Source organism: Parabacteroides faecalis (assembly GCF_022809355.1).
GTDB classification, from domain to species: domain Bacteria; phylum Bacteroidota; class Bacteroidia; order Bacteroidales; family Tannerellaceae; genus Parabacteroides; species Parabacteroides faecalis.
In genome coordinates this window covers 1-16,151 of record NZ_JAKZMM010000070.1, presented here as the reverse complement: position 1 = coordinate 16,151, position 16,151 = coordinate 1, and the positions used below count along the sequence as shown (strand labels likewise).

General features: G+C 41.8%; 7 protein-coding genes. All 7 read right to left on the bottom strand.

Annotated features, from left to right (window positions below; all coding sequences use genetic code 11):
• Nucleotides 1-206: 206 nt before the first annotated feature.
• The 7 genes from MUN53_RS17125 to MUN53_RS17095 all read right to left on the bottom strand — a co-directional run bounded on the left by MUN53_RS17125 (nt 207) and on the right by MUN53_RS17095 (nt 14,979).
• A complete protein-coding gene (locus tag MUN53_RS17125; protein ID WP_243326611.1) occupies nt 207-3,362 on the bottom strand; it encodes a DUF5107 domain-containing protein in 3,156 nt (1,051 codons plus the stop codon).
• Nucleotides 3,363-3,559: 197 nt separating this feature from the next.
• Nucleotides 3,560-6,550, bottom strand: a complete 2,991-nt coding sequence (locus MUN53_RS17120) for a glycoside hydrolase domain-containing protein (protein WP_243326610.1) — start codon at nt 6,548-6,550, stop codon at nt 3,560-3,562.
• A gap of 21 nt (nt 6,551-6,571) precedes the next feature.
• The gene (locus tag MUN53_RS17115; protein WP_243326609.1) at nt 6,572-7,591 is read right to left on the bottom strand and encodes a sulfotransferase family protein; all 1,020 of its coding nucleotides are present in this window, start codon (nt 7,589-7,591) and stop codon (nt 6,572-6,574) included.
• Nucleotides 7,588-8,808 carry a chromate efflux transporter gene (chrA, locus tag MUN53_RS17110; protein WP_243326608.1) on the bottom strand — a complete coding sequence of 407 codons (1,221 nt, stop codon included), beginning with the start codon at nt 8,806-8,808 and terminating at the stop codon, nt 7,588-7,590. The genes MUN53_RS17115 and chrA overlap by 4 nt, the downstream gene beginning before the upstream one ends.
• Before the next feature lie 21 nt (nt 8,809-8,829).
• Nucleotides 8,830-10,320, bottom strand: a complete 1,491-nt coding sequence (locus MUN53_RS17105) for an aryl-sulfate sulfotransferase (protein ID WP_243326607.1) — start codon at nt 10,318-10,320, stop codon at nt 8,830-8,832.
• A gap of 81 nt (nt 10,321-10,401) precedes the next feature.
• Nucleotides 10,402-11,952: a RagB/SusD family nutrient uptake outer membrane protein gene (locus tag MUN53_RS17100; protein WP_243326606.1), complete on the bottom strand. Its 1,551-nt coding sequence runs from the start codon at nt 11,950-11,952 to the stop codon at nt 10,402-10,404.
• A gap of 24 nt (nt 11,953-11,976) precedes the next feature.
• A complete protein-coding gene (locus tag MUN53_RS17095) occupies nt 11,977-14,979 on the bottom strand; it encodes a SusC/RagA family TonB-linked outer membrane protein (protein ID WP_243326605.1) in 3,003 nt (1,000 codons plus the stop codon).
• Between the last annotated feature and the right edge of the window lie 1,172 nt (nt 14,980-16,151).

The following is a 16,151-nucleotide window of genomic DNA, read 5'->3' as shown; positions in this document are numbered from 1 at the left end:
GGATTTACTTTCGATTCCCGTTTATCTTGATTGGTATTCTTCTATTATATACCTACTATTACCATAGGCGATTTTTCTTTATACCCTTCACACACCTATTCATTCTCCTAACTATCAGCTACTTCCTGTGAAGGGCGTGAAAAAAGACCTTGAATGCGGTGGTTGAAAGGGGTTGCATAGAGATTACTTCTGATCAGAAGTCTATCTTATTTGAATAAGCGTACGATCAGATCAAAATTCGTATCCCGATAGGTCGCTTCCCATGGAGTGGTGTCTTGCTGGCTATAGCGACTCTTCAATAATTCAGAAGCTTTTGTTGTATCACCATTATATATAGCCGCACACCATTGAGCCGGTTTGCTATCCGGGAAATCTTTCGCCCAGGAGGCAACCATCGCATCTGCCTCTGTTTGTTTTCCGACTTCCCGCAGCGCTAAAGCCGTCAACAGACGGGCTGATTCGAAATACTTTGGAGAAGTTTTCACTGCAGCTACCCGATTAAAGTAAGCTTTAGCTTTCTCCTTCTGGCCTTGTCCATCGTAAACCTTTGCTTCCAGATAATCTTCCAGACGACTATCTATCTGGTCGTCGTACGGTTTTCCGACACCCAAGTTTTCCGGCCATTCCTTAGAAGCTTCGATTGATTTCAATGCCGATGCGTATTTCCGTTTACCAATCAAATCCATTGCTTGATATAAATTGGCAGCCCGATATACGGCACGACCGGCATACGAACCTTCATTCGGCAGTACTTCCATCTTCTTCAACAAGGAAACGCACGCTGCATACTGTCCGGTTTCACACAGACCATTGGCATATTTCAAGCCTATGTAATAATTCTTCGGATACAGTTTGGTGTATTTCTTCCCGACTTCTGTCACTTTCTGCCAATCGCTGACGGACGTATAATAGTTTAATAGAGCAAAACCAACCCGCCAAGAAGTTTCTACTTGTTCTGCCTTCAACAGATCGTCCAACCGAGCCAGACCCGATTTCAACTGGGCACGCGACAAATACAACTCTGCATAGTCTGTCGGTGCGCAACGATTCATAGCCTCGAGAGCTTTATCCTTCTGCTGATTGGTCCAATATATCAAACCTTTATAATAATCAATCTTCCAGTTCGGAGATTGAGTCTGTGCCCAATCCAGATACTTCATCGTTTCAGGACGGAAAGGGAAAACGAAGTCGGGCGACTGCGCATTCGCCTGTTCCAAGGCAGCCTTCGATTCAGCCTCTTTACCCTGCTGGCTCAACAGATAAGCCGACTGATACAAAGCAATCGGATATTTTCCGGCACATGCCAGCAAAGCCAAGGCTTCATCCGGACAACCCACTCTTTCATACCATCCAGCCAGCTCGAGATACGTCTCAAACGGAAGTTCATTACGAATCAACGAAGAAAAGTCTTTCAGCTGATCAGCCGTATGCTTGCCAGCCAACCAAGCCTCTTCAAAGCGGGCTGCATGATACAACGGCAAACGATCCAACACATATTGAATCTGTTCCTTCGCCTGTTCCGTCTTACCCGTCTGACGATACACCAACATCAACAACTGACGGGCATCCAAATTCATCTCATTAAATTCCAGACTCTTCTGGGCATAATGCTCGGTCTTTGCCCAATTCTCCTCACAGGCATACATCTCGCCCAACTGTTCATAAGCAGCCGTACGAACCGAGGCCGCAAACGAAGCTATAGAGAAAGCAGCCTTGGCTTCACCCGTCTTGCCCATCACCCGATTCACCAAACCATACAAATAATTGGCTTCACCATCATAGGTATTCAAGCTCAAAGCCGTATTCAATAACGGTAATGCCTCTGCATACCGGCCTTCACGATAGTACAAAGATGAAAGACGTACCAATGCCGGAGCAAAATACGGATCTTTATCCACCGCCTGTTTCAGATACTGTTCGGCCTTATCCCAGACTTTCTGGTTCAGCCACTGTTCGCCCTGCGTATAAAGACCGTAAGCCGAATTCCAATCGAAATCTTCCGGCAACGTCATCGGACGTTCCAAATCATAATCCTTAGCATTTTCTGAATAAACCAGCAGATCGTCTCCGATAACAACCTTCAGATGTCCTTCCGGAATTGATTTGGCAGCAGATAAAGTAACCGGCTCCAGCACCTTTGTATTCAACGGAAGCGTTTCTACCAATTTTTCATCCTGATAGATTTTCACATCGGTTGATAATACTTCCAGCGGAGAGAATGCCAGCTTCAGGCTGCCTGCTTCACGCGTCACATGCAAGGCACCGATACGGCTCGCTTTCGAAACGCCCTGAATACCTTTTACCGGATACCAGTATTCCGTCCATTCGTCCGTCATCTGCGGAGCAAAAGCATAATGTTTATACGGTGTATAGGCACTGTTGGATGCCGGCTGATTGAATACACGTCCGGACTGCAATTCGATATACTGACCATCTGTATCAGTCAACAGATCTTCCCAGATGCCACCTTCGCGTGCCTGTCCCCACAAGAAGATCTTCATACCCAGCTTCTCGTCAAACTCTGCATGATGGATCGAACCATAATCTTCGCCATGCCAATAGATACCATAATAATCATTATAATATCCCAATACATGATAAGACTTCGAGTTTCCGAAGTTATTCTTCTCATACCAGCCAATGTTCCGGCCTTCTTCGTCCATCGGGAAAGTAAACAACTCTCCACCGTGGCCGATATAGTGATCACCCGGATAACAGAACTCCGCGTTCTTTCCTACCCGATAACCCGCATTCATCCAATGATAATACGGCTGATCGATCGAGGATTGGTTGTACCACGTCGTATGCGTCGTGAAGTAAGCCTTGTCTTTCGGCAGATTCACTTCCACCGTCCAGGCTGTACGGGTAAGCCATTCATACGAAAAGACATAACAGCTCACACTGCCGTCATCTTTTTTCTTTACCAGATAATCAATCGGTGTACTAGAAGTAGGCGCATGACCAATGATACCGAAGTTAAATTCGATACCACCCGATGTCCAAGGGCCACGCATCGCTATATCTCGGAATTTGGCCACGCCATTGTCATAAACAAACGCCTTGCCGGTTGTCTTGTCGATTGCGCCCCACACCTTTCCTCCGACTTCGGGGAACAAGGTTACCTGGATATAATCGTTTTCCAGTTCGACTGTTTTCCATTCTTTATTCACTCCTTCAGCCGCAAAACCATCAAAACGGAAATAAGGATAATACAAATTGGAAGGAGAAGCCACCGGACTCGGATCGGAGAACGGATAGCTTTTCATGGTTTTAGGCTGCTCTTTTACCACTGCCTGCTGAGCAAAAACAGACGGCCATGTCCAAAAGGCACATACCGCCAAAACCAGCACTCTTTTCTTCATAAGCTTGTCTTTCTTAGGTATTCTTAATAATTAACTACACACAGCTATCAGCTTTCTTTGATTCACTTCCGACGCTCTGTCAATCGGAAGAGCTTATCATCAGAGAGACACCCTGACGAGTATCAGCGTCGCTCACTGATGAGCGTCAGAGTGGCAATCGGATGAACATCTAAGTGTCACTCTGACGATACATCTATTTATTCTACAACGATCAACCAACCTTTGCCCTTCGGAACAGTGATTGTTTCTCCCGGTTTCCAGGTCTTTTCAGGCTGGAAGTTCTCGATTGCCGGAGCATGTAAAGTAACCTTGGCCGGATCCAGACCCAACTTAGCCCAGTCGATCTGCAAAGACACTTCAGCATCCTGATCTTCCCAGGTAGCCAACGAGATCACAGCCTTCTGTCCCATCTTACGATAGACAGTAGCCAATGTCCGTTCTTTACCCGTCTTTACCGGATTATCAGAAACCCAGTATCCGATCATCTCACTACCTTTCAAGCCTACTTCATCCCAGAAATTCCACAACGGACGGTTATCTACGCCATAACCCGGGTTACGACCTGTCATACCATAGATCATACCACGCCATTTGTTACCGCCTTCCCAAAGCATTTCGCCCATCAGACCATACGGAATACCTGAGACTTCAACGATCCAGAACTCCGGCGGCATATCATAGTCGAAATATTCACCGAACCACAGACGATCCAGATACGGGAAATGTTCCAGATACAGGTTCGCACTGTTGGCAAAACCATCTTTCTCGTTAAACTGATTGGCTGAATGCAAATCGATCATCGCGCCCGGATTGGTCCGGTTCAAGATCTTGCGTACACGCTTCATCGACATCCGGTCGAATGCCAAATCATCAATATACAAACCATCGATACCGACATTCTTAACCAGCCAGTCCAAGCCTTCCATATAATAATTATGCCAACGAGAAACACCCGTATTCACAATTGCCGCATCTTTTACCGTATAAGCAAACCAGGCAGCAATATAATCCTGATCATAATGTTCCTGAAGCCATGAATAACCACCACCTTTTCCTTTTGAGAAGATTTCACCATTCAAACTGCGCAAAGCGAATATTTCTACACAGCTATTCGTCAATTCACGCACCGTGTTATAAATCTTCACCTTCATATCCAGTGCATGTGCCCCGTCGATATAGGCTTTCATTTCCTTCGTACGCAAGAACGGATAATTGATAAACGGATTAATGCCTGTTGCATGGTGAATATTGACAACCGTCGCACCAAAGTCATGTGTCTTATCAATGAAATCATATCCATGATAATAACGGTCATGCCACTGCTTATCTGTATTGATGGTACGGAACGGAGTTACCAAAACATTGAAATAATAATACAAACGATCGCCTTTCTTCACGGCACGCTTACCGGAATAAGCATTGACCAACATATTTTCGCCTGTTGTAGTCAGCTTGATACCGCCATTACCGTCGTTGCACCATGAAACCGGCATATGCAACGGCTTCTGATGATAGAAGTTGGTGTTCAACGGACGTTCGTATTTATCATCATAGAAACGAAGCTGAAGACCGGCATTCACATCACCCGTCCAGACAGCATCCTGATTCTTTTCCACACTCCATTTCCAATCGAAGTTCTTCGGACAGTAACCGCCTTTCTCGCCCAAACCCATCATATAACGGGCAATACCCGGAACCAGTTCCGTCTGCAAAGCGATGTCGTTGATCTCGCCATCTTCGCGGGCAATCAAGACGATCTTATATTCCATGTTACCATCAGACTCGATCTGTGCATCCAAGTTCATCAGGAAACGGCTGTTCTGATTGGTGGCATGCCAGCCGATAGCACCCGGTTTCCGCTTTGTCACCGCGAAATCCAGATTCTCCCAAGTACCGCCATCGGCTGTCAGGTTCATTGGCTTCGCCAATATATCACGTCCAGACGTTCCAATCTCGGTTACTGTTTCTTTGAAGTAAGAAGTAATCTGCGAAGGCAGACCTGTCTTTTCCAATGTCACCGAGCGTCCCAGCAATGAAATAGTCTGATCTTTTATTTCCAAAGGAATATAAGGAGCGATCACTTCATCATCAAAACCTATTTGAGAGTTCAACCAGCGCAGACGAGAATGACGCCACGGTTCATTATCTCCATGGTTGGCAATCACATTCTCTGTTACATTCAAGGTCAGATTAACCGTCTTCGTTTCCACACCTTCCGCCGAAACTGTTACCGTACCTTCATACGTACCGGCAGCCAGCTGTTCCGGAACCATTGCACCGATCCACAAAGCCTGTACCTTACCTTTAGGAACCGAGCAATCCTTCTCAAAGACTGTTCCGGTCACATCAACACCACCCGTATTGAAGCAAGTAAATGCAGAAGCCGGAATAGATTCACCCGTTTTCTTATTTATCAAAGCCGAATAATCCACCTTCAGGTGATTCACGTCTCCGCGAGCTGCCCAGACACCCAACTGGAAAGTATAATATTCCCCTTTATCAGCCGTACCTGTAAAGACATCATGACGGTCTTCTTCAATCCATTTATAAGGGATATCAGTCGTCATACGGATCGGGAAACGACGGTCTTCCGTAAATAATATATACTTTTCACTAGGCCGAGCCTTCAGCAACGCCTCTTTCTCGTCTTGTGTAGCAATGATCTCCATCGGATAGAACGAATTGAAATCATCAATTGCCTGATACTGTTCTATCTCAGCCTGAGGTAATTTCGGGGCCCGTTTTCCATTCAGTTTATTTGCTTTCAACCACTCGGCATCAGCTGTTTCCTCAAACGCAGGATATGTTACCGTCGGGTAATATTTACTGCCAGACGATACATTCTTCAGATAATAAATATAATAATTACCCGGGACCGTCTGTGGTTGGAAAACAACCTCACCTTTTTCCCGGTTCACTGTAAACCGGGCCACATTAGTTACCCGTTTACCAGTCTTAGCATCCACAACAATCAAATTCTTCTCTTCCGGATTCAGATCACGGCGACGCCAATTCATCGTAGCCAAAACAGCATCACCTGCTTTATCTACCGACACAACCACTCGATGATTCCCTAACGAATCCGCATCCCAAACACCTGTTCCATACAAAGAAGGAAGCGGCTTTTCTTGTGCAGAAAGGGACGCGATAGCCAGAAAACCGGCTAAACTAATCCAAATTTTCTTCATGTTCTTAAATTTAAAAGGTCTTTAATAAGACGTATATTGTTTTATTCTGTTCAACAGTTCTTCCTGTTTTCTTCGTTTTTCCAAGTCTGCCGGATCCATTTTCTGCCGGAAAGTTTGCTTCAGCTGTGCATTCAGATCCTTGAAACGGGCAATCTCATCTGCCGAAAAGTCTGAAATCAACTGATCTGCCGGAGTCACCAGTTCATATCCCAACTTCACCAAGACATCGCCTGCTACAGATTCAAAGATACGAATATCTTCCGAAGAAAGTTCGTTCATAAACTTCTTTGAATTATTTTTAAGAATCGGCTTTGTCACATTCGACCACATTTTTCCTGCAACAGCCGTATTCTTCGACTCACGACTTGTATAATATTCCATGATTTTATCTGTATAGGGCACTTGCAGGAAATCACACAATTTCCGCATTTCCGTCTCCGGATCAGCTATCAGTGATTCATAATTCAACATATAAAAGCGTTCCGGCTCACAGGAATCCTTGAGTTTCAAGGCTTCTTCCTGATCTTTCTTCCAGTTCTGGGCCAAGGCATAGATATGTTTCTCTCCAACAATCGCTTTCTGGAATGACAAAGCTACATCACGGCCGTCCCGATACAAATAAATATAATAAGGTTTGATACCTGTCGACTCAATCCCCTTGGCATAAAACATATTCTTCATGCTCTTGCATAACCAGAAAGAAGCACCATGCTGTCGGGCTGCCGTTTCATAAATCACCCGGAATAATTCATACAAGGTTGACTGGCGGCATAAAGCCATGATTTCTTCCGTTTCTATACGTACACCTTCCCATGGAACCGGATTACAATTTACCAGTTCGCACACATCTGAAGCCAACCGGTGAAAATGTTCCGGCTGATTCAGATCTCCGTATTTATCCAACAACGGAATAAACCGTTGGAGAATATGAGGCGGATGTGGAGCCGTTATCTGATCTACAGCATCCAACATCACCCGCAACAAATTTGAACCGGAACGCTGGGTTCCGATCATCTGTATTCCTTGAATCTTTTCTTTCATATAGCAAATAATATTAATCCGATCAATCCTGATCCCAATATCAGAAATATCGGATTGAGATTGTATTTATAAGAAATACCAAAGTTGATCAGAAACAAACCAATTGTTCTGATCTCCAAAGGCATTGTATTTCCAATAGTGATAGCAGAAGCGAAGATCATACCTATGACTGCAGCCCGGATTCCCTGCAACATAGCTTTCACTACTTTCGAATCCCGAATCACTTCTATAAACCGGGATAACAGCACCGTCAAAACAGCCGGTGGCGTAAAAATAGAAACTGTAGCAATCAAAGCGCCCCAAAAACCGGCAACCAAATAACCAATGAATGTGGCCGTTATAAAGATAGGTCCCGGCGTCACCTGCCCAATGGCTATTCCATCGGCAAATTCCGGAGAAGTCAGCCAGCCCAGATTATCAACAAACAACTCATGCAAGGCCGGAATCACTACATATCCTCCACCAAAAAGCGTCAGACTAATTCCAGAAAAGGTTGAAGCAATCTGCCATAGAATCGGTGATTCCGTCTGTTGTCCCGCAAACAGCAGCAAAGCCAGGAGCAATAAAACAACGCAAACAGATATGCCCCACTGTTTCCTAGATATTTGTGCTAAACCGGGCTTGTCATTCTCACCTATTTCTTTTTCCTCCCGCTTGAAAAAGCAACAATAACCAATCAATGCGCCACCGATCATTACGACAAATGTAATCTGGATTCCTCCTATCAAGATCAATAGCAGCATCGAAACCAAATTGATAGCCCAATGGATCTTGGATTTCATATTTTTCCGGGCCATTCCAATGGCAACAGTCAGTATGAGAGCTGTCACAGCCGGAGTAATGCCTAAGAAGAAATTCTTCACGGCCGGAACACTCCCATAGCTCACATAGAACCAGGAGAGAAAAAGTACCAGTAAAAAAGATGGGATGATAATGGCCACAAAAGAAGCCATAGCACCAGCAACACCTCGCAATTTATATCCTACATAAGCAATAACATTGACCGCTACCGGTCCGGGCAAGACGGATGTCAATGAAATACCATCCAAGAGATCTTCTTCCTTTAGCTTCTTGTCTATTTCCACCAACTGCTTTTGGACAATTGCCACCAACGACATATAACCGCCAAACGCTGTTGCTCCCAACTTCAAGAAAACCCAGAATATATATAATAGAGAAACTTTCTCCGTAGAGCCAGTCTCTGTACTTTTCGTCATTTCGGGCATAACTTCAGGCCTTTATTTGATTTCTGTAAAATAGTTCTTAAACAAATCAGCCGAAACATACAAAGCCCGATACGGAGCATAAGCCATTCTGCTTTCCCACAAAACCTTACCCGATTGGTCTGTAATCAGGATAGAACCTGTCTTTGAACTGCATTGTAACAGGTTTCCATTGGGCATCAAATAAGCGCTTCCCATCCGCGAAGTATATTTGTCTTTCGGAAGTTTTACTTTCAAGGTTGTCTCCGCCGTCCGGTTCTTTTCATCCAACTTAAAGGCCAAGGCACCCGACTGCATTTCATACAATCCGTTATCAAACAGCATCAAATCGCCATTCGGATTGATATATGGAGTATGTTGGAATGAGAAATAAGCCGTTGAATCCATCTTGAAATCACCGCCACGACCAAATTTCCATAGCATTTTTCCCGTATTTCTGTCTATTTTCCATATCTGGTCTTCTATAGGAACTGATACCAGATAATTGCTGTCAGTATCAAAACAGAAACCATTCATATGAAAACGGTCATACATATAACGTGATATATATGGATCTTTCTCTATATCCCAAACATCCCATGCCGACCAAGTCTTCAATACTTGTCCCAATGTATCCAGCATTAAAATACCGTCACCACCCAAGGTATCTCTTACCATTTTTCCGTTCACCTCAATCTCTGCTACTTTCTTAGGCCGGTACATGGTATATATATGATTTTCATCATCCATCCAAAGATCATGATGGATCACCTGATATTCCTTTTCTTTATGGATCTTGTTCATATCCAAACGCCGAAGCATTTCTCCCGTCAGTGAAACCTCGGCAATTCCTGTTCCTCCGGCAAAACCGATCGAACCTCTGCGCATCGGTTTCTTATGTTCCTCGTTACGAACCTCTTCCGGAGTCATCGGTTCGTCATCGATAAAATCTTTTACAAACGGACGCAACATAGCCAAGATTGTTCCCCGGGGCGTAATTGAAGCCGCACGGACACCAATATCATCTATTTGCCAATACCAGCGCATATCTCCTTTGTTATCCAACAAAGCCATATAACCTGGCAAGCGTCCAAAACAAACTAATATAAAACCGTCATCACCCAAAGCATCCGGATCATGCGGACGTTCTTCCTTGAGCCAATGGTTTACCAGCCAAGGCGACTGTTCACGGGTCTTAAAACTCAACACTTTTGATTTTTGATGGAAAAGATTATCAATAACAATTTGATATTCATATTCGGTATCAGCCTTCAACAACAATAAATCAAGCCGATGATCTTTCTTCGACGAAGAAACACAGGTTCTAAATTTACGTCCGGAAACTTTTTCCCAATATTCTATATAAACAGGAGCTTCTTTCTCCAACTTTACTTCTACCTGATTATACATAGCCGTATTATGAGGCGAAGTCAAGGTTAATTCTAATAACTGATTCTTTTCTTTCCAATATAGGAATCCGACCACGATTATTAGCAAAATTCCTACTACAAAAATCAAACGCTTCATTTACATCTCTCTAATTAACATTTTAGTCAAGTAACAAATATTTGTTACTTGACTAAAACATAGATTTATACTAAATAATTATCATTGCGGAATTCGAGAAGGATTTTCTGCCTCCATAAATGAATTCAACTGAGCATCTGTTAATGGATATGGGAAATAATGATACTTTTCGCTGATCACTGGAGGACTAGGCATATCCAATGTCTTCAAATAAGCATTCATAACTTCATCGTACTTACCAAAACGAATCAAATCTGCACGACGTTGATATTCAAATACCAATTCGAAACCACGTTCATCCAAAATAGCCTGATTCATATCTTCCTTACTTCCGGGTGTCGGGAATTCGGCACTTGAACCATATTCCGGAGCACCAGCACGTGCACGGATTTCATTCAGATAAGGAAGAGCGGCTGCCGGCCCATTCAGGTTATTCTCAATTTCTGCTTTACATAAAATAACATCCGACAAACGGAAAATAGAAAGAGTTCGTCCATCATAATATGCCTCAGAAACCATATCATACGAATATTTCATCGTAGCCACATTTACCAATAATTTTGTGGTATCATTAGGAGGAACAGTTTCACCAACATCTGGCATTTTATAATAAAATCCGTACTCTGATTTATCATCTCTCTTATCACCTCCTGTATAATTATAATAGAAGAACTGCTTACGCGGGTCAGCATCATTGTATTTACGCCAGAACGGAAGTGATACAGCATAATACTGCCAACGATTAGTTACTTCTGGATGGTCTGATGGACCAAAATGGTTGGTAATTTCACCACCATTGGTTCCCGATTCATGCAGAATACAGAAAATAAACTCCTTATTGAATTTATTATTTTCAGACCAAACATTCTTAAAGTCCGATTCCAACGCATATACGCCTTTATCACGTAATTCCAATACCATATCAATATAAGTCTTGGCATTAGCATAATCATGACTTCTCAAATAGATTTTTCCCAACAGGGTAGCTGCTGCGCCTTTTGTTGCACGAGCCAAATCCTGTCCAGCCCATTCTTCAGGAAGATTTTCAATACATTCCTTTAAATCGGCAATCATAAAATTATTGATTTCCTCCACTGAAGTCAAAGGATAATCTTTAGCTGTTGCAGGATCTAATAATTCAGTTATCAAAGGCACAGGTCCCCAGGCATCTGTCAAATCACGATATGCCAAAGCACGCAAGAACTTAGCCTGAGCAATTACCTGCTTCTTCTTGGTTTCATCCATGCTGATGTTGTCAATATTCTGTAAAAGCACATTGGCATTCGAGATCACCTGATACATACATTGCCAGTTAGACGAGAAATACATATTATTAGGATCATATGTCATATTACTCATTTTCGTCGGATCACCGGCAGCGGTCGAATATCCCATATCTGTTGCATAATCAGTCAACATAATGAAATGACCTGCATAATATTTCCACGCATCTCCTGGAAGCGGATTCAAATCGGCATAAAGACCAACCAAGGCTGCATCTATATCGCTTTCTGTAGAATATGCATTTCCTGTTGTTAAGTTACTATATAAAGTGGGTTCCAGATCTGTACACGCCGGAAAAGTAACAGAAATCCCAGCCAATGCAAGTACCCCCATCAAATATTGTTTCATAAATACTCTTTTTAAATTCATAAATTAGAATGTAATATTCAAACCAAATGTATATGTCCGCATACTTGGATATGAGTTGAAGTCCAAACCGGCACCAGCATTTGCACTCTGACTAGAACTACCCTGCTTTGCAGACTCATAAGCCTTGGTATCAGTTTCTGGATCCCAACCAGAATAACCGGTAATCGTGAATAAATTTTCTGCAGAGAAATATACCCGACAAGAACTAACAAATTTCTTAAATGGAATTGTATAGCCTAACGTTAATGTCTTCAAACGCAAGAATGATGCATCTTCTACAAAATGGTCATTCACATAGCCACCATATTGTGAATAATAGAAACCGTTACGCGGGATATCCGTATTTGTATTTTCAGGAGTCCAACGGTTCAACGCATCTGTTGTACGCTTCCATTCCAAGTTCATGTTACTCATGTTCAACAAATCATTTCCAATAGAACCCTGGAAGAAGATAGACAAATCAAAGTTCTTCCAAGCAAAATTGTTGGTCAAACCAAAGATGAAGTCCGGATTTGCATGACCGATAATTGTACGGTCGTCCGAATTGATGATACCATCACCATTCACATCTTCAAACTTCGGATCACCTGGTTTTGAGTTAGGTTGCGGAGCATAAGTTTCTCCCTGCTGCAACACTCCGATATATTTATAGCCAAATATAGAACCTAATCTTTCTCCTTCCCGTACAATAGCAAAATCTTCTTCAGAAACTGATCCCATGGGTTTTGATGAACGAATATAAATATCTCCATTATCACCCAAATCCAACACCTTATTTCGGTTCAAAGAGAAGTTGAACTTCGTATCCCAAATAAAATCACCAGTCAAATTGTGCGAAGTGAAATCTAATTCAAAACCACGGTTCTGAATAGATCCGATATTACTCTGGCCCGAAGTGAAACCTGTATACATTGGCAACTTAACAGCCAACAACAAATCATCAGTCTTCTTCCAATAACCATCTAATGTAACTGAAATCCGATTGTCCAAGAATCCCATATCTACACCGACGTTCCACTGTTTGGTAGTTTCCCATTTCAAATTTGGATTAGCGGCACTACTCTGATTCATATGAACACCGGCTGAGTTTGTTGAACCATCAAATGTATAACGGGTATTCGACATCAACGCATACGAAGCATAATCACCGATACGTTCGTTACCTGTTACACCGAAACCAGCACGTACCTTCAAGTTACTGAACAGATTCAGATTCTTAATGAAATCTTCCTCACTGGCACGCCAAGCTAATGATCCAGATGGGAATGTTCCCCAATGTTCATTGGCACCAAAACGAGAAGAACCATCACGACGTACAGTTACTGTTGCCAAATACTTATTATTATAAGTATAGTTTACACGACCGAAGAAAGAAACCAAGATATTTTCAGTTTTACTTGAACCTAGACTTGTCTTGATTGCAGCTGCTCCCATATTATTATAAGTGAACAAGTCTGTTGAAAATCCTTTTGCACTTTGGCTTCTTGATTCCGCCACATATTTTTCATACGTATAACCCAACATTGCATTGAAATCATGAACCTTATTAAAAGTCTTCATGTAATTGATTGTTCCTTCAAATACCTGACGAGTTCCTGTAAAATCATACGTAGTAGCAACACCATTATCTATACCACCCTGATAAGTTGATTTAGGTAAATATGTACCACGGAATTGATGTAAAATTTCTACACCAACAGAAGCTTTACCTGTCAATCCTTCAAGCGGTGACACTTCAACAAATGCAGTTCCATTGAACTTATCATTCGTTTCATCATTCTGACGTTCCATTAGATTTGCCAACGGGTTATCACCACGTCCTCCAGGAGGTCTTCCGTAAGTACCATCTTCATTGAAGGGTTTTACAGTTGGATCATAAGTCATAATACTATATAACACATTCGAATTTACCAAATTTCCACTATAAGCTTGGAATTTTGACTGTTCACGATGTGCATACATAGTAGCACCTGCTTTGATCCAATCAGTAATGGTCTGATCCACATTCACACGACCAGAGAAACGAGAGAAGTCTGTATTCTTCAAAATACCTTCCTGACTATAATATCCTAAACTGGTCAAGATCTTCGTTTTTTCAGTACCACCTCTAAATTGAATGCTGTGGTCTTGTACCAATCCAAGACGCGTACAAACATCGATCCAGTCGGTATCGACATTTGATTGTAACTGCGAAGGTGTATAAACACCATTCGGGTTACCTTCCTGACCCTCGATTTCCTGATACAAGGCATTTTCCAAATTCATGTAATCCTTTGCATTGATAAATGTAAACGGATTCTGAATCTGCTGAACACCTAAATAACCATTGTATGAAATCTTGTTTTCACCGCTCTTACCACGCTTCGTAGTGATCAAGACAACACCATTCGCACCACGTGCACCATAGATAGCCGTTGCCGAAGCATCCTTCAAGATCTGCATGGATTCAATATCATTCGGGTTGATGTTCAAACCTTCGGTTGAAGGGAAACCATCCACTACATACAACGGTTCGTTGGTTGAACTGATAGAGTTACTACCACGCACACGTACCGAAATAGATCCACCCGGCGCCTTAGATGTCTGCTGAACCTGTACACCGGCCGTTTTACCCTGCAAGGCCTGGGCTGCATTACTTACCGTACCACCCATCACCATATCATCTGCTGATACAGAAGAAACGGCACCTGTCAAATCCTTCTTTTTTACATAACCATAACCAATGGCCACTACTTCGTCCAATCCAATCGCTTCTTCCTGCAATACGACATTAATAACTGTTTTATTTGCCTTGATTTCCTGGGCCTTCATACCCACAAATGAATAAGACAGGACAGCGCCTTCTTCAACATTAATTGAGTAGTTTCCATCTAAATCCGTTACGGTACCATTGGTTGTACCCTTTACCACTACAGCTGCTCCAGTTACCGGTTCGCCGTTAGAATCCTTAACGACACCTGTCACCGTAATCTGTGACTGATTCACAATCGGAGCATTTGTTTTCACCGCTTTAACTCCTGTCGCAGCCGAGGCTTCATTTACCCCCCCAATTGAGTTGCTAACATGCAGGCTAAAAGCACTTTAGATCCGAATAATGCTTTGGTATAATCCATACAATTAAAATTAAACTTGAAGCTATACTTTACATTCCAGATCGCTCATTCATAAAATATAACTTCGATATACACACTTTTTATATAAACTTTCGTTTCGCAAATGTATAAATAATTTATAGAAAATATCCACAGCCAATACACAAAATATTTAATAACACTCATTTTTAACATTAAACAAAAATAGGCTTTACAATTTGTCAGCTTGTTTGAAACCCTTTTTCGATACGATATTGACCTATTTTTCACATAATAATCAAGCAATTATGTTTTCCAACATATTTCTTCCCGCATTCCGCCATCAGAATTTATCTGACAGGGAATAATAAATCATTACTAATTCCATAATTAAATTTACAAGAAAAATCTTACACTGTCAAATTTATATCAAATTATCATTCATCATACAATTTGAATCCTTCAAAAGATAACAATTTGATAAAAATAGTTCATTCCTATTTATTTCATTTTATTTAAAAATAGAGTCGCAATAAAAAAACAATCTGAATTATTTCGGAATGCAGTGTCTGATTAAAGCATTTTCGGAATTCAGCTTACCGGATATTTTCCTTATTCAGATTTTCAGGATTGATCATTTTCCTCTCTATCGCTCTCGCGCACGCGCGCGTGTTGTGTGTGAATGATGTTGTTTATTTTTATCTACTTTACTTTATTATTTTCTTTACTTTATTATTTACTTTACTTTTCTTTGTGCACTTTTCACGGTGAAAACCGGGGTTTTCACGGTGATAATGCAGGAATAGCATACAATAAGTATTTTTCTATTTTATTAGAAACAAGAAACTTAGTACGATATTTTAACGTAAGTTATATTTTGGGATTAAAATCTGTATGTTATGCAAATATCTGTTAAACAAGGAAACTTAGACGTATCTGACGACTGGAAACAGACAATTGAAGACTGACAATTGGCGATTCTAATTCTCAATTCTGAATCTGTCATGCTACAGATTTACTTTACACCCATTTAACAAAAAAAGAGAAAGCAATGGGAAAGAAAGGAATCAGTCATCGCAAATTCAGTATTGAGTTCAAATTGTCCGT